The sequence below is a fragment of the Sphingobacterium sp. UBA865 genome, from assembly GCF_002295765.1.
In the GTDB taxonomy this organism is placed as follows: domain Bacteria; phylum Bacteroidota; class Bacteroidia; order Sphingobacteriales; family Sphingobacteriaceae; genus Sphingobacterium; species Sphingobacterium multivorum.
Genome location: NZ_DBGB01000031.1, coordinates 330,911 through 356,819 on the forward strand (window position 1 = coordinate 330,911; position 25,909 = coordinate 356,819).

Genomic DNA, 25,909 nt, shown 5'->3' on the forward strand with positions numbered 1-25,909 from the left:
TGCAGTATGTCGAACCTAATATCCTATTATCCGCATGAAGTGCGTATAGGATTACTAATATAGGATTATGTTAAAATATCACGGAATAATATATTTTTTCTTTCTAAGTCTATTTGCTTGTGAAAGGAATCAAAAGGTGGATCTTACCGGAAGTCTGGAAGTCAAGTCGCCGTTTTATTTTGATTTATATGAGATGGAAAGTGGAAGTAAAGTTATCGCAGACACGCTATATAGCGACACCTTCAAGATAAAGCTTGATAAACTTCCAAAAGGAATCTATCAAATCGTTTTTTCCTGGGAGAGGGATGTGGTGAAGCCACAGGAGATCGAACGATTTGCCCGTCAACCTGAACTCGGTACACCAAAATATTATATGTCAACCACATTTTGGCTGGATGCCAACGAGTCTGATAATTATAAACTGTTACTGGACAGTACCTATCAACAAGCAGAACTAGAAGAACTATTGTTAGCGAAGAATAGAGGCGAATCAATAAAAATGGCGGTCGTATCCGATGGAAAAAACAATAAGGTCTACAATGAGTACTTAGCATTATTGGATCAATATAAGGCCGAAAACCGACATCTAAAAGACAGTCTTCAGCAAGTAGCAGTGCATTACAATGATCTTAAATTATTCGAGGGTTCAGAGCGATTAAACGCGCTCTTAGTAAAAGATTGGTTGCCAAATGTTAAAACAGCACTGTTACGTGAGGAAATAAATTTTATGAAAGATAATATAGACAGCGAGGTCATTCCTCATATCTATCATATTCAGGTTAATACGAAAGAAGATTTCGAACAATATCGTGAAATCTATAATTTGTTTCCGCTTTCAGTTAAGCAAAATTTTACCGTTTGGAATAAAAGTAACTGACCTAGCAAACTATTGATTATGAAAGAAGTATTTAATACCCACATACCCTTCGGTAGTTATATATGGGGGGCTGGGATGATTATATTTTGGGATGATTATATTTATTGCCATGGTATCATATGGTGACTTGGAGCAAGGACTTTACACTGGGGCACTTTTGTTGTTTGCGGTATTTGCATTAACCTGGTATTTCACTTTCTTCTATAAACGTTATTGGATTGAAGACAATATACTGTTTATTAAAAGTATCTGGGGAACAGATTCTGTTGATGTCAACTCCATTCGCAAAGTTGAAGCTGATAAGGTATTTTGGTTTGGATCGATGAGGTTCACCGTTTTAAGGCCCTATAGAAGGGGAATGATTCTGCATTATAATGTAATTGATGATATATTCGTTGATCCGGAAAATCCAACCCAATTTATTGATAAATTAAAACAAATTGCACCCAATATCAATGTTATCGAAGCGAAATAGTCTTTTTCCTCAATAAAGTTTCGTCAATACGAATTGGTTACTCGGACTAAACATCTGCCATTTGAGACGATCTATTTTGCCGGTATTCAATTTAACAATGCAAGCAATCTGAATAGGGTTTTGAAAGATTATGATTCCGGAAAGGTACCCGGATTTGGGTGGAATGCTGGTGCTGGACTTGCATACAGGATAAAACAAACCCTTATTGGCGTGAATTTTAGCCTGTCGACAAGCGGCAAAAATGACAATACAATGAACACAGGAGATTTTACGCTATATGTATCTACCAATGCGATACGAACAGGCAGATTGATCCTTAGCCCGCAGCTGGGAGTAGGTACGCAGTCTACTACTTTTACCGTTCAAAAGAAAAATCTGAATGGAGAATTTGAAGATTTTTTGATAACACAGTCCAACCAAACGAAAATGGAGCACGATGCTGCTATCGTAGACTTGAGTGTCACCTTGAAAACTTTCAATACGGAACGTAATATCTTTCGTCCTGAATGCAGAGTAGGTTATAAATCTTCTATTACAAAAAATGAATGGAAAGTAGTGAATGCTGCTGTTTCGAATGCGCCGAAGGATAGGCTTGGAAATTTCTATGTGCAATTAGCTTGGGGTATTGGACGATAAAAAAGGATAATTTATTTTATTAGCAAACAGGAGTAATAGTCAGCACTTATAGATCTTTATGAAAACACACCGCAAATTATTTTTTATCTACTGCCAGATCATGTTGGTAATCATACTCAGTCAGCAACTTATTGACGTTTACTTTCGAGGTGAAGTGACAGAATTTACCGTCGGTAGACTAGTTGCAACATGTGTGTATTTAATAGTCGGTGCGCTGGTACTCACATTTGTGGAAATTAAAACTAAGAAAGGTAAATAATTTCAGATCTTTAAATATATAGGTTGTTATAACAGGATGCGGTATCCTGAAAAACATAGGAAAGCATGTTATTTAACCAAAAAAATGATGAAAAGATTATTTTTTATTAATAGGCTGTCAGAAAGGTGAAAAGAAGATATAAATCCGTTGCTAAAAAGGACCTATTAACATCTAAGTGGTTCACACTTAAAGCTAGGTAAGAGCCCGCGGTTTGGAATAAAAGTTAACTTACTTCTCGTTTCTAATTTTTGAGCTTCTTTTGGAGAAAATGCCGACATTTAATTCTGTCACAATAAATAGGAGTGCGATCCAAGTGGTTAAATGGTGCTTATCCTTTATACCTATAACCAATAAAAGGAAAGCAAATATTATTTTAAGCCATCGACCTATAGATATTTCGACGATAGTGGTTGTCGTAAAAAATTGATAAATCTTTAATAAAATTGTGTTCATTGCTAGAATTTTAATCTATTAAAGATAAGTCTATATAGAGAATAGATCAGAATTGCAATAGCACAGATATCAACTAATGTTACTGATATAATTTTCAGTATTTCAGCATCTCGATGTATTAGGATATGCTGAGGCATTTGGCTGAGTAAGAATAGAGCAGTAATAATGTTCAAAACTAATGACAATGGGGATTTCGCTTTTAAGTATGTTTTCATCATTCTGATTATTGTATTATAGGTTTAAATTTGGCATACTTAAAGATAGTTATTTTTTTTGAAATGAAGCTATATTATCTGACTTTCTAACGGTGCTGTGATTGTAATTGCAAACTCTAACTTCTATATTAGATAATGACGTATTTGACCGAAAAATGATGAAAAGATTATTGTTTATTATTCCCTTTGTTGTTTTCTTTCTAGGATGTAAGAAAGAAAAAGACGATGGTAATCCTTTCTTAGGAGAATGGGAAATCAAGACTATCTATATAAAGTATAGCGACCCGGTCGCTGGACTAAAAGAGGAAACAACGGACGTGAAAACATTTTTGGCAAAGAATGGCTATTACCCATCGACCTATAAAGGACTGCTGTTTTATGCTATTGATAGTGCCGCATTGATAACATCGGAGATATTCACGCTGCCTAACGATGATGGGCACCTATATGAGGACCCGGACAAACCTGATAGCGAAAGCAAAACGGCCGATAGGATAAGAACGAGCTATAAGGTCGATGGCAATACCATCACTCTTCAATTGGAACCATTACCAGTCTCACAGAAGTTAACTTATCGTTATGCTTTTGTGAATGGACTACTTGAACTTGTTGTAAATGATATAGATAGCGCTTCGGGTGGAAAGCCCATGATCCATAAAGAAGTATGGGCATTGCAGAAAAGCAAATAATGCGATAACTTAGCATAACCTATTTTTTGAAATTTACTTACCATGAAACGGATTATTTTCCTCCTATTCATTATTCTTATAAAGGCTGTTGTTGTGCAAGCGCAACAAAAGACCAGAACGTTTCTATTTACGAAACCACATAAGATCGTCGAGAACGCTAAGTATGGCAAAATAAATCTATACGACGCAAGAGAGATAAAAGATAATCTGGGCGTCATACAGGTCGGTATAATGAACGCAAACCGGTTGTTGGTGGCGGAGCCATCATTGGAAAAACAGTTGCAGAGCCAATTGGAACAAATAACCGGTCGTAAAGGCAATGGTGAATTGCTGATGCGGTTGGAAAAGTTCTGCATAGCGGAATTGACGGGAGCTTTTTCTGAAAAGGGATTTTTGGATTTTAGAGCAATCTTATTCTCAAAAGAGGCTGATGGAGAATATTTACAGCTAGCCCGAGCTGATACAGCTATCGTCGTTAAAGGGATGGATGTAACCAAAGCGACTTTGGCACGCGCCAGCGAGGTTGTCAATAACCTGATCTTTGATGCATTAACCAAAAACGGCGATACCACAAAAAGCTATAGTCTCAGTGAAATCGAACATTACGACGATATTCAAAAGAAACAATTGGCATTATATAGTACTTCAACCTATAAAGATGGACTCTATCGGAGCTACGAAGAATTTGCCCTTCAAACACCATCAGGTGGGCAGGCCCAATTAAGAGAGGGGGATTTAAACTTAGGCTTCTTTAAAGAGAATGAAAAAGGGAAACTTAAAAAGGTAAACCCGAAAGATTATTATGCAGTAGTGCATGCTGGTAATCCTTTTATTTCAAGTCAGGATCAGTTTTATGCTTTAATCAAGGAAGATGATGATTTTATTTTTGTGGGTCCCGTTATGGAAACTGCATCTGCAACCAATGTTGTTGTAGCTTCCGTGTTGCTAGGTGCCATAGGAGGTGTGTTGGTAGCAGGCCCTGAAACAAACTACTATGCGCAGAAACTCGATTATGCAAATGGTAGCTTTATTCGGCTGCTGAATAAACAATAATATGTATCTCTTATTTACATCGTAAAAAACTTTCGATAGAACATAGCATATCGTCCTATTTTCCGAGTAAAATTTGATGTGTTCGAAGTTTTCCACAGTTTGTTAATAACATTGTGGAAAACGTTCTCACTCCAGAGTAGTTAAATAGTGTTCCTAGTTTCTGAAATGGATTAATGGTATAAATTAAATGAATTTACATTTATTTATTAGATTTCTTTTGTATATTAAGTTGTACTATATTAACCCTTGACCAATGAAAATCAAATTTATACTTGTTTTAATATTGTCCTTCATTGTCTGCTTTTCAATAGCAGCTGCTGTATACTATTTCTTGGATGAGAAATCGTCCATTCCCGATTCCTTGTTCGTGGCGTCTATATCAAGCTCTATTGTGATTACATTATTCTCAAAGTTCAATACAGCCGCTCGGCGCAAATAATTATATTTTCCTGACACCAACTCCATACCAACTTGCGATCAACTCCGTACTGTAACCACCTTGTGTGCACAGTGAGTCCACGTTGAGTCCACCTTTTAAGGGTGCTTTCACTGTACAGACATCCTGTTTGCATCTTGCTTGCAATTAGAAGGTGGTTGGGAATTGGTTATAACTAATCCCCAAAAAGGTATCACTAAATTTTCAAATTTATAATTGCTATTTGCTGCAGCTTCCGAAATCCTTAAAAATGAACAAGATACTTGACATAGGGTCGTTTTGGTGGTATATTTATTGTATGGGAATAAATGATAATGGCTATATCCGTGGACTGGTTGGCCCACTGGTAAGCAGAAAGGTAGGAACAAAGAACTACATTCAAAGTAAACCACACCGTGTAAAACAAAACGTCGACACGAAGAATGCTGGTAAAGATTTTGGACAGGCAAGTCGCGCGGGCGCCGCAATTAGGCAGGCTTTTGGCTTAGTGCATCAGGAACTGCATGATGGACAAATGGGCAATCGCTTGAATAGACAGATTTATAGGGCAATGAAGACAAATATCAATGACGATAGGGGAACACTTTGCCTAAACAACTGTAAGCTCGACAGATTGGTGAATTTCCAATTCAACGAAAATTTCCATATGCAGGATGCGCTGAATATCGATCCAATGGTTAACCTAACCGAGGAGAGCAAGATCGAAATATCATTTCCAATATTTGACATTAACCGAGCATTGCTGCTGCCCAAAGATTGTAATGCTATCGCCTTTAAATTCCATGCCTTTTCTTTCAATTTCAAAGAAAGGGAGTTCACTGAGATAAAAGATGAAGAATGGGAAATTGATATCGTCTATGGACAGGATCCAATTTCGGCCAAGACGATCAGCATTCCATGCAAGGAATTTGTTGGTACCCCCATCCTGGTTGGATTTACGATCATATATCTTCATAAAAATGGCCGACGGTGCAATGTGCTGAATGAAGTTGATTGTACGCCTGCAACTATTCTAGCTGCTTTCCAGTTATAAAGGTAACGTTAACCCATACCTTTGTTTTTTCCTACCGGAGCGGATATCCATTTACCGCTCCTTTACCTCCATTTACCGACTTTTTTATTCCGTTGATCTAAATGTAATAAAATGGGATGCTGCGTTGTCTTACTTTTGAATCAGAATCTTAAAGGAAATGATGCAACAAAATCAACTTCCTTGCGACAATAAGAAAAGAGATAAAAAAACTAACAATATAAATAAAGTATTATGAAAACTTTAGTAAAGACATTCGCAGCTGCAGCATTGATTACACTATCAACTTTCGCAATGGCAGCAGCTGACCCTGGTAAAGCATTGAACCTTTCCACAGCCGATTTGGCCATCGATAGCTATGTGTCGGTAATGACAGAAGGCGCATCTCAGGGCGTAGAAAAATTGTTCGCATCGGAATTCAATCAAAAAGTTCAGGGAAAAGCTGCGCGCACCAATAGCCGTTCGGAAGTCATTTCGTTCCTAAAAAAGCAAAAAGGTGAAAAATTGAACTGCAGTACAAGTACCGAAGTACTCGAGGAGTCTGAAAACTATATGGTAGCACGTGTCACCATGAAGTTTGAGGATTTCACGAAAACAGATTTGGTGACATTGATCAATGAATCGGGAACCTGGAAGGTTGCAAGCTCCGTAAACTCGTATAAATAGAAACTGTTTAATTAAATTCATATGTTTATTTTAGCCACGTCGGGATGATGTGGCTTTTTTTGTTTCACAATCTCTTAGCGAATCTGAAATTGCTTTATTGAGGGCCGGACTTAATCGTACTTATAAGGAGCGATTTGAAATGACTACCCGTCTCTATAAAATTCAACAAACGCTAAAAAAGGTGAAAATTATTCATAAACCCTTTTATCAGAAATAGTGTATGGATATTTTTGATCAGGAAATTTTAGAGTTTTGGCAGAATTTAGAGGAATCAAATGTAGCGTACATTATGATTGGGGGGTATGCAACTAATTTGCACGGTTTTCAAAGGTTTACTGGTGATTTAGATATTTGGATAAAAGACTCATTGGATAATAGAAAACGGTTAAGGGAAGCATTCAGGCTATCTGACCTTGGTGATATTCCACAGCTGGAAACTATTCCTTTCGTAGTTGGCTGGACAGATTTTCACTTGAATAATGGGGTTATATATAAACCAGCTCATCGCTAATAAAAAGGCAATCAATAGACCAAAGGATCAGATCGATGTTCAGGCATTGGAAGAAATTGTCAGACTTCGAGAGGATGAAGGTGAGTAGGTTTTCTAAGTTATCAACAGTGTTATTAACATCGTGTGGAAAACTTAATGGTATGCAGCCGTGCCGGCCATAACAGAAATAAACATTATTTAACCGATTAATTTTTTAACTATCCTAGATATTTGTTATTATTACCCCTGTATTAACAATTATTATGAAGTATTATTTAGACTTTTCGACGAAACTTATTTGTTTTTTTCTATTGAACCTGTGCGGATTGAGCCTTTCGGCACAAGTTACTTTTACCACTTACCATAGGAAAGATGGGGAGGAGACTAAGAAGCAAGACTCGGCTTATTTTTTAAGAGAAATTCATATTGATGCGTTGGGAAAGGATAAAGTTTATCAAATCGAGGAGTATTATCTGCGGAATGACTCGCTAAAGCTGAATGCGATCAGCGAGAGTGGACACCCGCCATTCAGATTTTTGGGTAAAAAATATGAATTCTATGAAAATGGTACGTTGAAGAGTCTTGAGAACTTTAACGAAGAGAGTAAATTGATAGATTCGGCTTTTTATCTCTATCCGAATAATAAGTTGAAGATGATTGTATTCTATCCAAGCGAACTTAAGAAGAAAAAGGTGTTGGTGAAGAAGCCAATCTATGTGGTGTATTATGACTCTTTGAACAATAAAAAGTTAGAAAATGGAAATGGTTTTATTCGTTTTAGTATAGATGAACAGGACGAAACTGAAGAAGGTCAGCTGGTCAATAATTTGCGCGAGGGGGAGTGGCGAGGAAAGAGGGGACCTGATTCTTTTGTCGAGCATTATAAGGAGGACAAATTACGCTCAGGCACTAAAACAAAAGAAAACGGCACTGTCATTTCATATGATTCTACTACCTATAGAACACAGCCAGAATACCCTGGAGGTGTCAAAGAAATGATGTATTTTGTGGCAAGAAATTACGAATATCCAAAACAAGCCATGATGAATGGTATAAGCGGTACTGTAGAAATAGCGTTCATTATAAATCAACAAGGGCGATTAGAAGATTTGAAAATAAAGAACGATTTGGGTTTCGGTACAGGGGCTGCTGGTATACAAGTCGTCAAAAAACTTAGAAAATGGAAACCTGGTATGCTACGTGGTGAGCCTGTGCGGGTTGGCTATACATTGCCGATAAGGTTAAACTTGAGGGGAATATAATAACAGCCTTCCTATTGGAAGGCTGTTATTTTTTTACGATACTTTATACGTTATTTTCTCAAGGCCGCAGCGCCTTTGATGATTCCTTCTACAACGGCAGGATCTTGAAGTGTCGAAGTATCTCCTACATTGGCGATATCGTCTTCGGCAATCTTACGTAAGATACGACGCATGATCTTTCCTGAACGTGTTTTTGGTAAATCATCAACAAATTGGATAATGTCTGGTTTAGCAATTGGACCGATAATACGTGAAACAGTTTCCATGATATCCTTTCTGGTGGCTTCTGCATCGGTATGGTGATTCGCAATGACATAAGCATAGATACCCTGGCCTTTTACTGGGTGCGGATATCCGACAATGGCCGATTCAACAACGTCAGCGTGCATATTGATGGCATTTTCCACTTCTGCTGTACCAATACGGTGACCCGAAACGTTCAATACATCATCTACACGGCCTGTGATTTTATAATAACCCTCCGGACTACGGAAACACCCGTCGCCTGTAAAATACATATCCTTATACGTCGAAAAATAGGTTTGACGACATCTGTCATGATCCCCCCATGTCGTGCGTAGCATACCTGGCCAAGGGAACTTGATACATAGGTTTCCGGTGACGTCATTGCCTTCAATTTCTTTCCCATTCTCATCCATCAAAGCGGGTTGAATGCCCGGCATCGGGAACATCGCATAACTTGCTTTTTCCGGTGTCACCCCCGCCAACGAAGTGATCAAGTGGCCTCCATTCTCTGTCTGCCAATAGGTATCAACGACAGGACAATTCTTTTTACCAACTTTTTCGTTAAACCAGTTCCAGGCTTCTTCGTTGATTGGCTCACCTACAGATCCCAAAACGCGCAAAGAGGAAAGGTCGTTCTTGTCGACAAATTCGTCACCAAAGGCCATCAATGAGCGCAATGCAGTAGGGGATGTATAGATAATATTGACCTTGAACTTATCAACAATGTCCCAATAACGGCTCGCGTCCGGGAAGGTTGGAATACCCTCAAACATTAAAGAAGTAGCTCCTTGTGATAACGGCCCATAGACGATGTAACTGTGTCCTGTAATCCAGCCAATATCTGCTGTACAGAAAAATACATCGTTTGGCTTATATTGGAAGGTATTCATAAAAGTATAGCCTGTATACACCATATAACCACCACAAGTGTGTACTACACCCTTAGGTTTACCTGTGGATCCCGATGTATAAAGAATGAATAAATTGTCTTCCGCATCCATCTCTTCTGCTGGACATGACGGATTTCCTTGTGTTTCTACTTTTTTGATCTCATCTTCCCACCATACATCACGGCCTTTGATCATCGATACCGGTGTACGTGTACGTGTTAAGACAATTACTTTTTCAACAGTGTCACATTGCATTAAAGCATCGTCCACAATATTTTTTAAACCAATGGTTTTGTTGCCACGGTAACTACCATCTGAAGTAACGATCAGTTTGCATTCCGCATCGACGATACGATCCGCGATAGAACGTGCTGAAAAACCTCCAAATACCACCGAGTGGATGGCACCGATACGTGCACAGGCCAATACTGCAATAACCAATTCAGGAACCATCGGTAAGTAAATACATACCCGGTCTCCTTTTTTGATGTTATTATTTTTAAGTACGTTGGCAAATTGCTCTACCTTTTGTAGTAATTGTTTATAGGAAAGAATGCGGTGCGCTTCATTTGGATCGTTAGGTTCCCAGATGATGGCTGGTTTATCACCATTCGCATAAATATGGCGATCAAGACAGTTTTCTGTAATATTTAATTTAGCACCCTCAAACCATTTGACATTGGGTTCCTCAAAGTTCCAGCTCAGCACTTTATTCCATTTTCTCTTCCAGAAAAAATGATCTGCAATGCTCGCCCAAAACTCCTCAGGTTGTTCTACACTTCGCTTATATTCACTTTGATATTCTTCAAATGATTTTATTTGTAGGCTCATCGTTATTAGGATTATTATGAATTATTTTAATTTATATTGTTATCGTTGCGAAATCGTTTTTGATATTTCGATTTCGGTGTACAATTTAGCGGTTTTTGCCCATTTTATCAAAAAATTGATGTTTAATATAATGTTAAACTACTTTTATCTATAAGATTGTTATCTTGCATCAAGATTTACCAAGATGTCTTTTCTAAGAAAGCTATTCTATATTACAATCTATACAAATCTGCTGATCGCCATGGCGGCCATGGCACAATGCGCGCTGACTTATATCATATTTGAACGACCTATCAATTGGTATATTGTTTTAGTGGAAGGAACAGCGACTTTGTTGCTTTATAATTTTAGCCTGTGGTGGTCCAAACCGAAGAACCCAAAAGAATCAAAATTCCCGCGGACACGCTGGATCTTTAATCATGAATGGGTCATGTGGTTAAACAATGGTATCGCTTTGCTTGTGCTCGGTTATTGCTTGTGGTATATTCATGTGTACTCTTTTTTGTTTTTGGGTTTTATTGGAATCCTGAGTCTATTATACGGAATGCCCCTGTTTACCTTCCGTGACCGCAAAGTGGGCCTTCGACAGATACCCGGGGCCAAGATTTTTCATATTGCCCTAGTTTGGGTCTGCAGCAGTGTGGTGCTTCCCTATGTGGAACTGGCCAACGTCGGTGTCAAAATAGATCAGTGGGTTTTTATTGCGCTCTGCGGATTGAAGTTCATATTTTTGGTTATCTGTACCCTGCCTTTTGATATTCGGGATATCCAACAGGATTCCTATTATCACCTGCGGACTTTGCCCAATATGCTGGGCGAACAAAAAGCTAAAAATCTAACTTATGGGCTGTTGGGCCTCCATTGTGTTTTGATCTTGACGGTACCTTATACGATACCTATTAAAATTGGATTGATTCTGACCAACGTGCTCATATTTGCATTGCTAAAATTGGCTGTTTTCAAAACAAAAGATCATTATCACTATGCTTATCTACTTGACGGTAGCTTGGTGCTTCAGTTTCTGATTGTTGTTGTTATCGGTATCTTTAGTGCCGGAACCTGATTTTTTATACGTTTCAAGAGCAATAGGTTACTTTAACCTCCTAAGCGTGTATGGATAGGAGGAGATTGCTAGATTGATTGCTAGATTGCTAGATTGCTAGATTGCTAGATTGATTGATTGGTTGATTGATTGATTGATTGATTGATTGATTGATTGATTGATTGATTGATTGGAGATTTTGGCAAATAGCTCTTTGTAAAAATTAAGATGTCAGAAAGGCGATGATCTTATCGGCAGCCACTTCCGATAATTTATAATAACTTTCGAATGTCCATCCGGCAACATGTGGAGATAAGATCACATTGTCTCTACGGATAAGATCTGCATACCAGTTCTGTTCAGCGAGTTTTGGGAATTTTTCTACGGGCAACACATCGAATGCTGCTCCGATAATGGAACCTGAATCAAGGCCGCTAAGCACTGCGGGTACTTGTACAATACCGCCTCGTGCCCCCAGTAAAAAGAAAATAGGTTTTTCAAATTTAGCCAGATAATCCACATCAATCATCCCCTTTGTTTCATCCGTTAAGGGGATATGGAAACTGATCACATCGGCTTCTTTGCAGATCTTTTCCATGTCTGCTGCTGATGCATATTGATCGGCGTAGTCTATTCGATATTTATCATAGGCAAGCACCTGTACATCAAAACCGGATAGTTTTTTTGCCATGGCCATACCATTGTGCCCATAGCCGATCAAGCCTACAGTACGTCCCTTAAGTTCGTATCCACGATTGGCTTCACGCAACCACTGGCCAGATCGTATTTGTTGGTCACCCCGATTCAGATTGTTCATTAGACTGAGCAACATACCGATCATATGTTCACCTACAGCATCCCGATTGCCTTCATTGGCCGGAATTAACAGCACATCTCTTTGCGCAGCAACTGTATCGTCGATATTGTCCATACCTGCACCAGCACGGGCGATAAAGCGGAGGTTTGGTGCTAGGTCAAAAAAAGCCTTATCTACCTGAAATTTGGAACGGATAACCATACCGGAGTAATTGGAGATGATTTTTTCAGCTTCTTCTCGGCTGATATCCGGTTGATAATGGTAGGCAATACCCGCTTCTTCAAATTTCTCAAGCATGATTTCATGAATGTCGTCGACGATCAAAATGGTAGTTTTCATTCAGTTATTTTTTTATGTGGGACTGATCAGTGAATACTGTTGTGGTGTAGTACGATGATTTAGATCCCAGCGTCATGATTATGGTTGATCTGCATAAAATCTACAGATAATAATTTGTTTAATTGTTGTTGTTTCATGCGGTTAGGCATTATTTTCATGCCAAAATTTCGCATTCTTATCAGGAATGGATTCTCCCATTGTGCGATTTTTCCTATCCTCCAGGAAGTATTACAGATGTAATTTACCCGATCCAATCTTCTTTTTTCGAATCCTTGAAAAGCCAAACTAACGGAAGCTGCGGTCTGGAGTTCATCCACGAGAACAGCAACATCTTCAATAGCCTGACAGGCTCCCTGGCCCAAGTTGGGAGTCGTTGCATGTCCAGCGTCACCCAATAATAGGATATTGTCAAAAGCGAGTTGCTGAAGTGGTTCGATGTCAATGATGTCATTTGCAATTAGCTCGCTATCCTTTGTTTCCGAAAGAATCGTTGGAATAGGGGCATGATAATCTTTAAAATTTTCGAGGAGCTCCTTTGTCTTCCAGTTTTTTAAGACCGGATTTTGTGCCTCAGTATTGATGCATGCGTACCAATAGATGCGGTTATTGACAAGTGGGGTCATCCCAAAGCGGCCTTTGCTGCCCCAGGTTTCTGTCCCCTTACTGAGCTGTATACTGCTATTATCGATGGTGGCCCGCCAACAGGTATAGCCTGAATAGCGAGGTGCCGAACCCGGTATGAGTTGTTGTCGTAGTGCTGAGTGTACACCATCGGCAATCAAAAGGGCTTGGCCGCGTACATGGCTTCCGTCTGCGAAATAAACTTGAATATCTTCTCCCTCCCGTTCAAAGGAAACGGCACGTTTGCCGAGATGAACTTGTCCATTGGGGATTTTGGATAAGAGAAACTGATGCAGATCTGCCCGATGGATAGCGAAATTGTCCTGTTGATATTTTTGACTGATTGACCTGGTGTCTGGTTCAACAAGAATATTTCCCTTTTGATCCAAGACATTATAAGATGCAAGGTAATGCCCTATCGGAACGATTTCATCCTTCAATCCGAGATGTTCCAAAGCTTGCATGGCGTTGGCTGCGAGCCCGAATCCAGCACCTATGCCTTTGAGTTCAATGGCGCTTTCATAGACATGTGCTTCAATACCTACTTTTGCAAGCCCTATTGCAGCACATAATCCAGCGATACCTCCGCCTACGATAATAAATGTGCTGTCCGTCGAATGCATATTAAAGACTGTTTGCTATTTCGTTTGTTAAACCGACAAAATCATCTACCGTCAATCGTTCTGCGCGTAGCTCGTACAGTGGATTGTCGGACATTTTATCTTTGGGAACAACGCCCGAAAGTGAGTTACGGAGGGTTTTACGACGTTGATTGAAGCCCGCTTTAACAACACGCCAAAATAGTTTTTCATCACAATTCAATTGTTCACGGTCATTGCGCGTCATGCGGATAACGCCCGACAATACTTTTGGCGGTGGATTAAAAGCTCCTGCTTTTACAGTAAAAAGGTATTCTACTTTATAATAGGCTTGTAAAAAGACACTCAAGATACCATATTCCTTGCTGCCCGCCTTAGCTGTACAACGTTCGGCTACTTCTTTCTGGAACATACCCGTCATTTGAACGACACGTTGGCGTTCATCCAAAATTTTAAAGAGAATCTGGGAGGAGATGTTGTAAGGGAAATTGCCAATGACAGCCATTTTCTCACCAAAATACTGTGAAAAGTCAAGGTTTAGGAAATCACCGTGGATCAATCGCTTACCCAATTGGGGATATTTATCGTCCAAATAAGCAATGGATTCGTCATCCACATCGATCAAATAGGTTTCATATTCCTCTTTTTGCAAGAGAAAATCAGAAAGTACACCCATTCCTGGACCTACTTCAAGCACTTGGCTAAAACCCAATTTAGGATCCAATGCTTCCACAATCTTTTGTGCAGCATTTTTATCGTTCAAGAAATGCTGTCCTAAATGTTTTTTTGCTCTTACTGTGCTCATGTTGCAAAAGTAAAAAATAAATAAGTGAAAAGTCATTCTAAGAAAAAAATCCCTATTTTTGAATCAAAGCATTTAAATAGAATGAGCGATAAATTAAAAATCGGAATTACCGTAGGCGATATTAACGGCATTGGACTTGAAGTCATCATTAAATCTTTGGTAGATCAGCGTATGTGCGATTTCTTTACGCCAGTGGTTTACGGAAATACAAAGGTTGCTTCTTTTCACCGTAAAGCGATCGGTGTAAATGATTTTAGTTTTAACGTAATCAATGATGCTGAGCAGGCGCATTCCAAAAGAGCAAATATGATCAATTGCTGGCAGGAAGACGTCAAGATTTCGTTGGGTGAAGAAAACGAAATTGGCGGTAAATATGCCTTCCTTTCGTTGGAGAAAGCTGTTGAGGACCTGAAAGCTGGCAAAATTGATGCTTTAGTGACTGCCCCAATTAATAAGCATAATATTCAACAGGAGGGATTTCAATTTCCGGGCCATACCGAATACCTGCAGGCCAAAGTAGAGGCTGATGATGTATTGATGTTTATGGTTTGTGATGAATTGCGTATTGGTGTGGTAACAGGTCATATTCCACTGCATGAGGTTGCGGCTAATATTACCGAAGAAGCTATTCTTAAAAAGCTAGCCCTGATGAATGACTCGTTGAAGAAAGATTTTTGGATTGAAAAGCCTAAGATCGCAGTTTTGGGACTAAATCCACATGCTGGCGATCATGGGATTATTGGCACCGAAGATGATCAGATCATTAGACCTACCGTAGAAAAAGCAAACGAACAGGGGATCTTCTGCTTTGGTCCATATCCTGCCGATGGATTCTTCGCAAAAGGTGCTTATGAGAAATTCGATGCGGTACTCGCGATGTACCATGACCAGGGGTTAATCCCTTTTAAGCATATTGCCAAAGGTGCCGGTGTAAACTTTACAGCCGGTTTACCTATCGTACGCACTTCGCCAGATCATGGTACAGGCTATGATATTGCTGGAAAAAACTTAGCTTCTGAAAGCTCTTTTGTAGAGGCAATTTTCTCGGCTTTACATATTGTAAAACGCCGTCGTGAACAAGCCGAATTACTTAAAAATCCACTTGCTTTCCGTAAGTTGTCCAAAGATAGGGATTAGGGAAAAAAATTGTTACTTTTGCAAACTGTTTGGTTTTTTACCTGCTGTTTTGACTATGTACGATAATTTACAACATCCAATCTTTTCAATCATTAAGGAACTCGCCGAGACAACAAATACAGAATGTTATGTCATTGGGGGGTATGTTCGCGACTATATTATGAAGCGGCCTTTTAAGAATGATGTGGATATTGTTGTCGTCGGCAGCGGCATTGAATTTGCGACTTTATTGGGTGATAGGCTACATACTAAAGTTGCTGTCTACAAGAATTTTGGTACAGCAATGCTGGTTTATGAAGGACTCAATGTGGAGTTTGTCGGTGCCCGAAGGGAATCTTATCGTGCCAATTCACGTAAGCCTATTGTGGAAGACGGTACCTTATCCGATGATCAAAATCGACGTGATTTTACGATCAACGCGATGGCGTTTTCTTTGAATAAAGCGGATTATGGTACTTTAGTGGATCCATTTGACGGCGTGCAAGATCTTGAACAGCGCGTTATTCGAACGCCTCTGGATCCGATAGAAACGTTTTCCGATGATCCACTGCGTATGATGCGGGCTATCCGTTTTGCGACACAGCTAAATTTTAAAATCACGATTGATGCGATCAAAGCGATTAGCGATACCAAAGAGCGAATAAAGATTATCTCGAAAGAACGTATTATCGATGAAATCAATAAGATTATTCTCTCACCTAAGCCGTCAGTCGGTTTTAAATATCTTTTTGATACCGGTCTCCTGGAATTGATCTTTCCGGCCATGTATAATTTACACGGAGTTGATGTCATTGATGGCAAAGGCCATAAAGATAATTTCTACCATACGTTGGAAGTGTTGGATAATGTATGCGAATTGTCTGAAGACCTTTGGTTACGTTGGGCAGCGATTATGCATGATATTGCCAAACCGGCAACAAAACGTTTCGATAAAAAGCTCGGCTGGACGTTTCATGGCCACGAAGATCGTGGTGCACGTATGGTACCAAAGCTTTTTGCTGAATTGAAGCTGCCGCTCCATGAGAAAATGAAATTTGTTCAGAAGCTGGTACAATTGCATCTTCGGCCTATTGTCTTGGCGCAGGATATCGTAACGGATTCTGCTGTCCGTCGTCTCTTGTTTGAGGCGGGGGATGATATTGAAGCCCTTATGATGCTATGCCATGCGGATGTGACCACAAAAAATGAGTTTAAAAAGAAAAAATATCGTCAGAATTTTGAACTTGTCAAACAAAAATTGAAGGACGTCGAAGAGCGGGACAAGGTTCGAAACTGGCAGCCGCCGATCAGTGGAGAGGATATCATGGTCCTATTTGGCTTAGCGCCAGGGCGTACTGTAGGCCAGCTGAAAAATTTGATTCGTGAGGCTATTCTAGAGGGCGATATTCCAAATTCCAGAGTAGAAGCTTATCAATTCTTGGTGAAAAAAGCAGGGGAAATGAACCTGACGATCAAACAAGAAATCCCATTGGAAATTTCCAATTCTTAAAATATAGTATTAATTTTAGAGGGTTAAAAGAAGAAAATAGCAGAGATGGCAATTTATAGATTTAGAGTTACTTTTGAGGATTATGAAGATGTATATCGTGAGATCGACATGCCTTCTAAAAGTACATTTATAGACCTGCATGAGGAAATCCATAAATCAACAGGTTATGCTGCGGATGCATCTTCCTCGTTCTATGTGAGCAATGATCAGTGGAAAAAGGGAACGGAGATTGCATTCAAGCCTACACAACGTAAAAAAGATGCTGAGGTATTGTTGATGGAGAATATCCGTTTAAGTAAGTTTATTGATGATCCACATCAGAAATTTTACTACGTTTACAATTTTGATCGTCCTTATGATTTCCAGGTTGAATTGATCAAGATCTTGAAGGAAGAGGATGGAAAAGACTATCCGGCGCTGTTTAAGTCTATGGGTCAGGTTCCCAAAACTATGACTGCGGCTAATTTCCCCGTGTCAGATTCGGTTGAAGAGGACGATTATGTGGAGGAAGACGATACGCAATATGGCGTCGATGATGAAGACGAATTGGATGGCTTCGACAGCGATGGTGACGATGAGGAAGAGGGCGAAGAAGGTGAAGAGCGTGAAGAATCCAACGGCTACGAAGACGAATATTAATTAAGAAGACTTTACAGGTTCTTTTCAGCCTGTGAAGTGCTATATTATGGCAAATAAAAAAACATTGATAGCCATTGTGGGGCCAACTGCTGTTGGTAAGACTACAATGGCTATTTCATTGGCGCAATATTTTAAAACAGCGATAATTTCTGCTGACTCTCGTCAGTTCTATCGGGAAATGTCTATTGGTACGGCTAAACCAGATCCAGCGGAACTTGCTGCTGCTCCTCATTATTTCATTGATTCACACTCCATCACGCAGGATTATTCTGCAGGCGATTTTGAACGTGAGGCCTTACTGAAACTAGAAGAGTTATTTCAATTGCATGACGTCGTCATTATGGTAGGTGGATCAGGCTTGTTTGTACGGGCCCTATGCGAAGGATTGGATGATCTACCCAAGGCCGGAGATGAAGTGCGCGAGCGACTTAATCATGAACTTGCAGTATTGGGATTGGAGGTCTTAAAAGATCGATTGAAAAGTATTGACCCTGCATATTTTGAAACGGCAGACATCGATAATCCGCAACGTGTCGTACGGGCGCTTGAAGTTTTTGAGGCGACTGGTAAACCGATGTCATTTTACCATAAGAAAGATGTCGAGAAAAGACCTTTTGATATCCTTACCATTGGCTTGAATATGGATCGGGCGAACTTGTATGAAAGGATCAATTTACGTGTAGATTTGATGATGAAAAATGGCTTACTGGACGAAGTGAAAGCTTTACTTCCTTTCAGAACGAAGCCTGCATTGCTCACTGTTGGTTACGCTGAGTTGTTTGATTATCTCGATGGCAAGCAGTCTTTGACGGAAGCGACCGAGAAAATCAAACAAAATTCGAGACGTTATGCCAAGCGACAGATTACATGGTTTAAAAAATATGGCAATACGCATTGGTTTCAGTCCCAGGAGACAGCTGCTATAATTGATTTTATTCAAAAGGAGCTGACAGGAGAGCATTCCTAAGGATCTAGCAGCAGTGAACTAGATGTTATCCCGAAGGTTCAGACGAGGTATATAGACCGCGTTTCAAGGTATGCATAACGTATATAGGCCATAAAAAAAGCCTTTGTTATTCATAACAAAGGCTTTTTTTATTTCTTCTTAGAAATTACTTCACTAAATAGTTCCATCCGAATGGATCTTCTACTTTACCATAACGCAAGTCGTTGAGGTAATTCAAAACACGATTTGAAAACTCGCGGCCCTCTACTGGTGGCAAGTGATAATCTTGTCCTTCAAAACCGATACGGCTGATATCCGTAATTGTGGCTGCAGTACCAGCTGCGAAAGCTTCCGTTACTGTACCGGCTTTAATACCGTCGATTAGTTCTTGAATAGATACCTTTCTCTGCTCGGCTTTATAACCCCATTTCTCCGCCAATTCCATAATTGTACGGCGTGTCACACCGTGTAAGATTGTATCACCATGTGGTGTGATAATCGTATCGCCAATGCGGAAAATAAGGTTTGCCGTACCTGCTTCTTCAATGTATTTATGTTCAGAAGCATCTGTCCACATAATTTGGTCATAACCTTCGTCATTGGCCAATTGTGTTGGGTAAAGCGATAAGGCGTAGTTACCTGCATTTTTAGAAAAACCAACACCACCCTCTGCTGCACGTGTATAGTAGGTCTCCACTTTTAAGCTGATTGCTTTGCTATAATATGCGCCTACAGGGCCAGTGATAATGATAAATTTGTATGACTTAGAAGGGTGTACACCTAATGCCGCTTCTGTTGCGAACATAAAAGGACGGATGTACAATGATGAACCTTCTTTTGCCGGGATCCAGTTACGGTCGATGTCCAATAGTTTGCTTAGACCATCCATAAAAATTTCCTCAGGCACCTCCGGCATTTGAAGACGTGCGGCAGATTTATTGAATCTTTCCCAGTTTCTGTCCGGACGGAAGATACTCACTGTTCCATCTGCAAATTTATAAGCTTTGATTCCTTCAAAGATCGCTTGACCATAATGTAAAGCGGACATCGAAGGACTAATACTGATATCTCCATAAGGGACGATGCTGACATCTTTCCATTCACCGTCATCATAGTTTGCGACCAGCATGTGGTCGGATAAAATCTTTCCGAATTTTAGATTGTCGAAATCTACTTGCGAGAGTCTTGAATTTTGAGTTGGCTCTACGCGAATTGAATAGTTCTCTGTCGCGTTCATCTTATTATTTAATTACTTAGGCTAAGTTAGGAAAAAAATGAAATATAAGTTGCACATGTACCTGTATAATTTACCAGCCTGGCTATGCCTTTTATTTCGGACAGTTGTTCCCTATTTTACTACACTTTTTTTTGAAATGGAAGAATTTCACTTCATATCTCTCGGTTATCCTGTATTAATAATTAAATGTGTTAATTTTTTATTAATTAATACACTCTTTTCATATTATGGCATAAAGTTTGGCTGTAAAGAATGCGGTCCTTTAGATGGGCATTCTGGTCCGCAGTAACGCTATAAAATCACTTATCATAAAAATAAACTTAGTATGGAATTGACGCACAGTCTAAACAAAAGTAACGAAGTAGCAGCAGGCGATAATCGCTCCTTGTTACAGGGTGATGTTGAAGTTCAGAAGAAAGGTATTTCTATGAATTTTATTCTTGGTTTTTTTGTTTTTTTATATAAAACGGCAATTAAACCTTAACAAACCTCCATTATAGTCTAAGCTTTCTTGAGCTTATCAATTAGACGAACTCACAGCAGTTCTTTAAAACAACAAAATTCAGCAATACGAGATTAGCCAAAATAAGGTTTCCAAAAATTTTGGCTAATCTCCAGCCGGAGACCGTGCTATTATTCGGTCGCTGTGCCGTATTTTTAAGTTGATATGCCGTATTATTCGGCGAGTATTTTCAGGAGCGGCTCGAGATATTCGCGGCTGTTACTCAATCTTGGAACCTTATTTTGTCCACCTAGCTTACCTCTTGATTTCATCCATTTATAGAATGTATCTTCGGGCGCATTGTGTACAATAGGTGGTCGAAGCGCCATATTCTTAAAACGTTTGGCGTCATAATCCGAATTGATTTCACGGAGTTTAGCATCCAATATTTCACAAAAACGCCTAAAATCATTGGGTTGTTGTTCAAATTCTATCACCCATTCGTGTGCTCCGGCCTCGGCATCTTTAAAATAGACCGGTCCAGCGGTATAATCTCTGATTCGTGCCTGTGTCAATTTGCTCGCTTCGGCCAAGGCTTGTTCGGCGTTGTCAACAATAACCTCTTCGCCAAAGGTGTTAATATATTGTTTGGTTCGTCCTGAGATCTGAAAGCGATAGGGAGACAATGACGTAAACCTGATGGTATCTCCAATTTTATAACGCCACAAACCCGCATTGGTTGAAATGATCAATGCATAGTTTTTTCCGAGCTCCACCTGATCCAAACGTAAGGTTGACGGATTTTCTTCGTGCATTCGTTCAGTAGGTAAGAATTCGTAATAAATACCATAATCTAGCATGAGCAGAAGATCTTCCGAATCAGATTGATCCTGTAAGCCAAAATATCCTTCTGAGGCATTATAATTCTCGAGATAATACATGTTGTCCGAAGGGATCAATTTTTGGAATTGCTCGCGGTAAGGTTTGAAGCTTACTCCGCCATGTCCATAAAATTCTAGATTTGGCCATACCTCAAGCAAGTTGTCTTTGCCTGTAATCTCAAGAATACGCTTGGCCATAACAATATTCCATGTCGGTACGCCAGCTAAGCTCGTTACATTTTCTTTAAGTGTAATTTGGGCAATCTGCTCAATTTTCTCTTCAAAGTTTGGGTTTAAAGTAACTTCCATATTGGGCGTTCGCTTAAATTCGGCCCAGAAAGGAAGGTTACGGATGAGGATTGATGAAAGATCACCGTAGTAGGAATCCGGACTGAAATTGTTGATCTGTGAAGAACCACCAATAACAACTGATTTTCCCGTAAATACGCGATTTTCAGGTCTATTATGACAGTATATTGTGAGCATATCTTTACCGCCCTGGAAGTGACACTCTTCGAGTGCTTCCTCACTAACGGGAATAAATTTGCTGCGATCAGATGTGGTGCCAGAAGACTTGGCAAACCATTTGATATCAGAAGGCCACAGGATATTCTGTTCTCCTTTTATCATGCGATCAACGTAGCCCTTGATATCATCATAGTCCTGTATCGGGACGCGTTCTTTGAAGATCTCTGGGGTTAATATACTTGTATAATCGTATTTTTTTCCCCATTCCGTCGCTTCAGCAGTGGCAATTAAACTCTGAAACCATTCTTCTTGTACATCGTGTGGGTATTTCATGAACAGTTCAATCTGGTGAATTCTTTTTTTCATGAACCAAGTAAAAATGGAGTTTAATAAGGCCATAGGGGGAGGGATTCTTTAATCTTTAAAATTTTTTCCTTCTTAATTCAAAATGTCGACCGAGATAAAATTTACGGGCAAGCTCATTATCTGCAATTTCCTCAGGGGTACCCGTCAGCATGATCTTTCCTTCGGTTAGGAGGTAGGCCCTGTCCGTAATAGATAGTGTTTCCTGTACGTTGTGGTCGGTAATTAAGATGCCGATGTTACGGGTTTTGAGCTTGGCTACAATCGTCTGAATTTCTTCTACGGCGATCGGGTCAACCCCTGCAAAAGGTTCATCCAGAAGAATAAAGGATGGATTAGCAGCTAATGCTCGCGCAATTTCGGTACGTCGACGCTCACCACCGGACAACAAATCACCTCTGTTTTTACGGACACGGTGTAAGCTGAATTCTGTGAGTAGTTCTTCCAATTTTGCCAAACGTTCTTCTTTATTCGGATAATGGATTTCTAATACTGCCAGGATGTTGTTTTCTACGGAGAGCTTCCGAAAAACCGATGCTTCCTGAGCGAGATAACCTATTCCACGTTGTGCGCGTTGATACATCGCATCCTGCGTAATCTCCTGATCGTCGAGAAATACTTTCCCTTCATTGGGCTTGATAAGACCAACAATCATATAGAATGAGGTCGTTTTTCCTGCCCCATTAGGGCCCAATAACCCGACAATCTCGCCTTGTTCCACATGGAAGGAAACATTGTTGACAACGGTACGCTGCTTATATTTTTTTATGAGATGTTCTGCCTTTAAAATCATCTTCGTGGAATGTCTTGTGTTGTATGTATCTGTTCAATAGGACTAATTAAAACCCTCACCATTCTTTCATGCCTGGTATCTAATCCAGTATGGGGGGATGCCCGACCAAATCTTGTGTAAATATATTTAATATCTTCTTACTAATGCAATACTAATACTTAATCCCTTTGATGTTGAGCTGTAAGTTTCTTTTGTTGCGCCACACATTCTCTTCAATGCTGTAGCAGATGTCGAAACTTTGCCCAGAATTGATGTGTGTGATATGTTCTGCCAGTCCAAAACCGATACAGTCAAATGAAGGAGAGTCTTCTTGAATAACCGTCATCTTGAGGTGATTGGTGCCCACAATAAAAGCCTGTCCTACTGCATTTACCTTTTTACTGAGGAAAATAGGGGATTCATTTTGGGGCCCGAAAGGCTCAAACTGCTGGAGAATACGGAAGAACTTAGCATCGATATCTTTCAATGCCAACTTTGCATCGATCAAAATTTCTTGGGTCAGCATTTCAGGACTGATACGTCGCGATACCACTTCCTCAAAACGATCCTGGAATAGCGTGACATTATCTAAGGACATCGTTAGTCCGGCAGCATATTTATGACCACCAAATTGCTCCAACAAGTCAGCGCATTCGCTTAAGGCTTCATACAAGTCAAAACCCAGTACCGAACGGCAGGAACCTGCAATATGACCATTTGTTTCGGTCAATATAATCGTCGGACGGTAATATTTTTCGGTCAGACGGGAAGCGACAATACCAATGACACCTTTGTGCCAGTCGGCTTTATACAATACCGTGGATTTTCGGCTTTTAAGAAGAACATTATCCTCAATCAGTGCAAGCGCTTCTTCTGTTATTTTGAGATCAAAGTCTTTCCGTACATTGTTTTGATCGTCTATGCTAGAACTGAAGTCTTTGGCTTCTTGTAGCGATTTGGAGATCAAAAGTTTGACGGCGTCCTTAGCATGGTCTATTCTGCCCGCTGCATTAATGCGGGGGCCGATCTGGAACACGATGTCGTTCACTGTAAAGATCTTCGTTCGATTATTGGATAAATCAATCAGTGCCTTTAGTCCGACGCAGGGATTCGTATTAAGTTTAATAAGGCCAAAGTGGCTAAGTATTCTATTTTCGCCGGTAATAGGAACAATGTCCGAAGCAATACTCACGGCCACAAGATCCAAAAACTGATAACAGGCATTGATATCCATGCCATTGGTGAGTATAAAAGCCTGAATAATCTTAAAGCCTATTCCACAACCTGAAAGTTCTTTGTAAGGGTATTCACAGTCTGCACGCTTGGGATCTAACACGGCGTAGGCTTTGGGAAGTTCCTCACCGGGAAGGTGGTGGTCGCCAATGATAAAATCAATTCCTTTGCTATTTGCGTAATCTATTTTATCGATTGCCTTGATACCGCAGTCCAATGCAATAATTAAGCTGAAACCATTTGCTGCGGCATAGTCAATACCCTGTGTGGAGATTCCATAGCCTTCGGCATAGCGGTCTGGAATATAAAACTCCAGCTGGCTATGAAATTCCCTGAAAAAACTATAAACAACGGCAACAGCTGTTGTACCGTCTACGTCATAGTCTCCATAGATGAGTATTTTTTCTTTGTTGCCAATGGCTTGGATGATCCGGGTGATGGCTTTTTCCATGTCCCGCATCAAAAATGGATCGTGCAAATCCGATAATTGAGGCCTAAAAAACTGCTTTGATTCGTCAAAAGTCTCCACTCCTCTGCTCACGAGCAACTCTGCCAAGACAGTGTTGATGTTTAATTCCTCGCGCAGTTTGTTGGTTATTTTGACATCAGTTTTAGATTTTAGTACCCACCTTTTTTGCATATCTTTGCACAATATTTTAAGTGTAAATATACGTTTTAAGGCTGGACTTACCTAATTCCTAAACCCGGTATTGATCCGCTGTTGCTTAACGTGCATATTCCCAATGTTTTAAATATGGTGCAGGCTTATTCTTTATATGAAGGTTCTTTTTCAGTCGACAAAAGCAGAAAATTTATACCCTTTGATCCGTTAATAGACAAGCCCCAGGACCGGCCAGGCTCCCTATTTATTCAAGTTCACCCCTTTTTGATCGAAACTGATGCGGGACTTGTGCTCTGTGATACCGGTCTTGGTTATACGGATGACAGTGCTGTGCTACAGCTGCATCATAATATCCGTAAGACTGGCTTTAGACCCGAAGATGTAAAATATGTACTGATGTCCCATCTTCATAAGGATCATGCCGGGGGGATGGTCACATTTGAAAACGGAACAGGACGTATCGCATTTCCTGAAGCCGAATATATTGTTCAGCGTGGCGAATGGGAAGACGCCTATTCAGGCATCTCCAGTTCATACAGGACCGAGATTTTTGATGTGATTCAACGCAGTGGAAATTTGGTACTGGTGGAAGGTGAAGGAAAAATAAATGATGAAATCAGCTATGCGCTCAATGGTGGACATACCGCGCATCATCAGGCATTTCATATTCAAACGGATGATCAGCACTATTTCTTTGGCGGAGATGTATTACCTGAGCCTGAAGAAATTTTCCATAATTATGTCGCCAAATATGATGTCGATGGTCGGCGCTCCAAAGCCTTGCGTCAGGAGTATTGGGCAGAAGGCGCGCCAGCGGGCTGGATTTTTTTGTTTTATCATTCTAAAAATATAACCATTGGCCGTAGTCAGATCCGGGAAGATGGAACCTATAAGCTAGTTGACGCAAAGTCATAAAGGAAAAACCTCCATGACCTTTTGGGAACATGGA

At 40.0% G+C, this 25,909-nt stretch carries 24 protein-coding genes; 16 read left to right on the forward strand and 8 right to left on the reverse strand.

Features of this window, described 5'->3' with window-relative positions; translation table 11 throughout:
* Window positions 1–67 precede the first annotated feature (67 nt).
* The 9 genes from B2O97_RS17435 to B2O97_RS17475 all read left to right on the forward strand — a co-directional run bounded on the left by B2O97_RS17435 (window position 68) and on the right by B2O97_RS17475 (window position 8,541).
* Window positions 68–877, forward strand: a complete 810-nt coding sequence (locus B2O97_RS17435) for a hypothetical protein (protein WP_139145078.1) — start codon at window positions 68–70, stop codon at window positions 875–877.
* A gap of 91 nt (window positions 878–968) precedes the next feature.
* Window positions 969–1,352 carry a PH domain-containing protein gene (locus B2O97_RS17440; RefSeq protein ID WP_286767778.1) on the forward strand — a complete coding sequence of 128 codons (384 nt, stop codon included), beginning with the start codon at window positions 969–971 and terminating at the stop codon, window positions 1,350–1,352.
* Window positions 1,353–1,385: 33 nt separating this feature from the next.
* Window positions 1,386–1,988 carry a hypothetical protein gene (locus B2O97_RS17445; RefSeq protein WP_070569162.1) on the forward strand — a complete coding sequence of 201 codons (603 nt, stop codon included), beginning with the start codon at window positions 1,386–1,388 and terminating at the stop codon, window positions 1,986–1,988.
* 1,082 nt (window positions 1,989–3,070) lie between these two features.
* Window positions 3,071–3,604: a hypothetical protein gene (locus tag B2O97_RS17450; protein WP_286767779.1), complete on the forward strand. Its 534-nt coding sequence runs from the start codon at window positions 3,071–3,073 to the stop codon at window positions 3,602–3,604.
* A gap of 42 nt (window positions 3,605–3,646) precedes the next feature.
* Window positions 3,647–4,657, forward strand: a complete 1,011-nt coding sequence (locus B2O97_RS17455; RefSeq protein WP_286767780.1) for a hypothetical protein — start codon at window positions 3,647–3,649, stop codon at window positions 4,655–4,657.
* A 686-nt stretch (window positions 4,658–5,343) separates the two neighbouring features.
* Window positions 5,344–6,126, forward strand: a complete 783-nt coding sequence (locus tag B2O97_RS17460; protein WP_286767781.1) for a hypothetical protein — start codon at window positions 5,344–5,346, stop codon at window positions 6,124–6,126.
* 231 nt (window positions 6,127–6,357) lie between these two features.
* Complete coding sequence (locus B2O97_RS17465) at window positions 6,358–6,789, forward strand: nuclear transport factor 2 family protein (RefSeq protein WP_286767782.1); 432 nt, start codon at window positions 6,358–6,360, stop codon at window positions 6,787–6,789.
* A 220-nt stretch (window positions 6,790–7,009) separates the two neighbouring features.
* Window positions 7,010–7,300, forward strand: coding sequence for a hypothetical protein (locus B2O97_RS17470; RefSeq protein ID WP_286767783.1), 291 nt, complete (start codon window positions 7,010–7,012; stop codon window positions 7,298–7,300).
* A gap of 242 nt (window positions 7,301–7,542) precedes the next feature.
* Window positions 7,543–8,541, forward strand: coding sequence for an energy transducer TonB (locus tag B2O97_RS17475; RefSeq protein WP_286767784.1), 999 nt, complete (start codon window positions 7,543–7,545; stop codon window positions 8,539–8,541).
* 50 nt (window positions 8,542–8,591) lie between these two features.
* Here B2O97_RS17475 and acs read toward each other — a convergent pair whose 3' ends face one another.
* Window positions 8,592–10,508 carry an acetate--CoA ligase gene (acs, locus tag B2O97_RS17480; RefSeq protein ID WP_286767785.1) on the reverse strand — a complete coding sequence of 639 codons (1,917 nt, stop codon included), beginning with the start codon at window positions 10,506–10,508 and terminating at the stop codon, window positions 8,592–8,594.
* Between the two features lie 184 nt (window positions 10,509–10,692).
* On the opposite strand from acs, the gene B2O97_RS17485 reads away from it, so the two are divergent.
* A complete protein-coding gene (locus tag B2O97_RS17485) occupies window positions 10,693–11,571 on the forward strand; it encodes a hypothetical protein (protein ID WP_120333644.1) in 879 nt (292 codons plus the stop codon).
* Window positions 11,572–11,773: 202 nt separating this feature from the next.
* On the opposite strand, the gene B2O97_RS17490 is transcribed toward B2O97_RS17485, so the two are convergent.
* Genes B2O97_RS17490 through rsmA form a run of 3 tightly spaced genes read right to left on the reverse strand, consistent with a single transcriptional unit; the run spans window position 11,774 to window position 14,731 of the window.
* Window positions 11,774–12,706, reverse strand: coding sequence for an NAD(P)-dependent oxidoreductase (locus tag B2O97_RS17490; protein ID WP_070560765.1), 933 nt, complete (start codon window positions 12,704–12,706; stop codon window positions 11,774–11,776).
* A gap of 59 nt (window positions 12,707–12,765) precedes the next feature.
* Window positions 12,766–13,950, reverse strand: a complete 1,185-nt coding sequence (locus tag B2O97_RS17495) for an FAD-dependent monooxygenase (RefSeq protein WP_070560763.1) — start codon at window positions 13,948–13,950, stop codon at window positions 12,766–12,768.
* A gap of 1 nt (window position 13,951) precedes the next feature.
* A complete protein-coding gene (gene rsmA / locus B2O97_RS17500) occupies window positions 13,952–14,731 on the reverse strand; it encodes a 16S rRNA (adenine(1518)-N(6)/adenine(1519)-N(6))-dimethyltransferase RsmA (protein ID WP_070560762.1) in 780 nt (259 codons plus the stop codon).
* 81 nt (window positions 14,732–14,812) lie between these two features.
* Between rsmA and pdxA the strand changes: the two genes are divergently transcribed.
* The 4 genes from pdxA to miaA are packed head-to-tail and all read left to right on the forward strand — an operon-like array spanning window position 14,813 to window position 18,963.
* Window positions 14,813–15,868: a 4-hydroxythreonine-4-phosphate dehydrogenase PdxA gene (pdxA, locus tag B2O97_RS17505; protein ID WP_070560760.1), complete on the forward strand. Its 1,056-nt coding sequence runs from the start codon at window positions 14,813–14,815 to the stop codon at window positions 15,866–15,868.
* Window positions 15,869–15,923: 55 nt separating this feature from the next.
* Window positions 15,924–17,357: a CCA tRNA nucleotidyltransferase gene (locus tag B2O97_RS17510; RefSeq protein ID WP_070560759.1), complete on the forward strand. Its 1,434-nt coding sequence runs from the start codon at window positions 15,924–15,926 to the stop codon at window positions 17,355–17,357.
* Between the two features lie 45 nt (window positions 17,358–17,402).
* A complete protein-coding gene (locus B2O97_RS17515) occupies window positions 17,403–17,996 on the forward strand; it encodes an IS1096 element passenger TnpR family protein (RefSeq protein ID WP_070560757.1) in 594 nt (197 codons plus the stop codon).
* Between the two features lie 46 nt (window positions 17,997–18,042).
* Window positions 18,043–18,963 carry a tRNA (adenosine(37)-N6)-dimethylallyltransferase MiaA gene (gene miaA, locus B2O97_RS17520; RefSeq protein ID WP_248932569.1) on the forward strand — a complete coding sequence of 307 codons (921 nt, stop codon included), beginning with the start codon at window positions 18,043–18,045 and terminating at the stop codon, window positions 18,961–18,963.
* Window positions 18,964–19,108: 145 nt separating this feature from the next.
* Here miaA and B2O97_RS17525 read toward each other — a convergent pair whose 3' ends face one another.
* Window positions 19,109–20,179, reverse strand: coding sequence for a branched-chain amino acid aminotransferase (locus B2O97_RS17525; protein WP_046672808.1), 1,071 nt, complete (start codon window positions 20,177–20,179; stop codon window positions 19,109–19,111).
* A 325-nt stretch (window positions 20,180–20,504) separates the two neighbouring features.
* Here B2O97_RS17525 and B2O97_RS17530 point away from each other — a divergent pair, with 325 nt between their 5' ends.
* A complete protein-coding gene (locus tag B2O97_RS17530) occupies window positions 20,505–20,663 on the forward strand; it encodes a hypothetical protein (RefSeq protein WP_156167568.1) in 159 nt (52 codons plus the stop codon).
* Window positions 20,664–20,854: 191 nt separating this feature from the next.
* On the opposite strand, the gene B2O97_RS17535 is transcribed toward B2O97_RS17530, so the two are convergent.
* The 3 genes from B2O97_RS17535 to recJ all read right to left on the reverse strand — a co-directional run bounded on the left by B2O97_RS17535 (window position 20,855) and on the right by recJ (window position 24,978).
* Window positions 20,855–22,369: a GH3 auxin-responsive promoter family protein gene (locus tag B2O97_RS17535; RefSeq protein ID WP_115046576.1), complete on the reverse strand. Its 1,515-nt coding sequence runs from the start codon at window positions 22,367–22,369 to the stop codon at window positions 20,855–20,857.
* Between the two features lie 22 nt (window positions 22,370–22,391).
* Window positions 22,392–23,126, reverse strand: a complete 735-nt coding sequence (gene lptB / locus B2O97_RS17540) for an LPS export ABC transporter ATP-binding protein (RefSeq protein ID WP_028072074.1) — start codon at window positions 23,124–23,126, stop codon at window positions 22,392–22,394.
* A gap of 151 nt (window positions 23,127–23,277) precedes the next feature.
* Window positions 23,278–24,978, reverse strand: a complete 1,701-nt coding sequence (gene recJ / locus B2O97_RS17545) for a single-stranded-DNA-specific exonuclease RecJ (RefSeq protein WP_046672806.1) — start codon at window positions 24,976–24,978, stop codon at window positions 23,278–23,280.
* Window positions 24,979–25,092: 114 nt separating this feature from the next.
* On the opposite strand from recJ, the gene B2O97_RS17550 reads away from it, so the two are divergent.
* Window positions 25,093–25,875 (forward strand): MBL fold metallo-hydrolase, encoded by a 783-nt coding sequence (locus tag B2O97_RS17550; RefSeq protein ID WP_201640098.1) that lies wholly within the window; start codon window positions 25,093–25,095, stop codon window positions 25,873–25,875.
* Window positions 25,876–25,909: the final 34 nt, after the last annotated feature.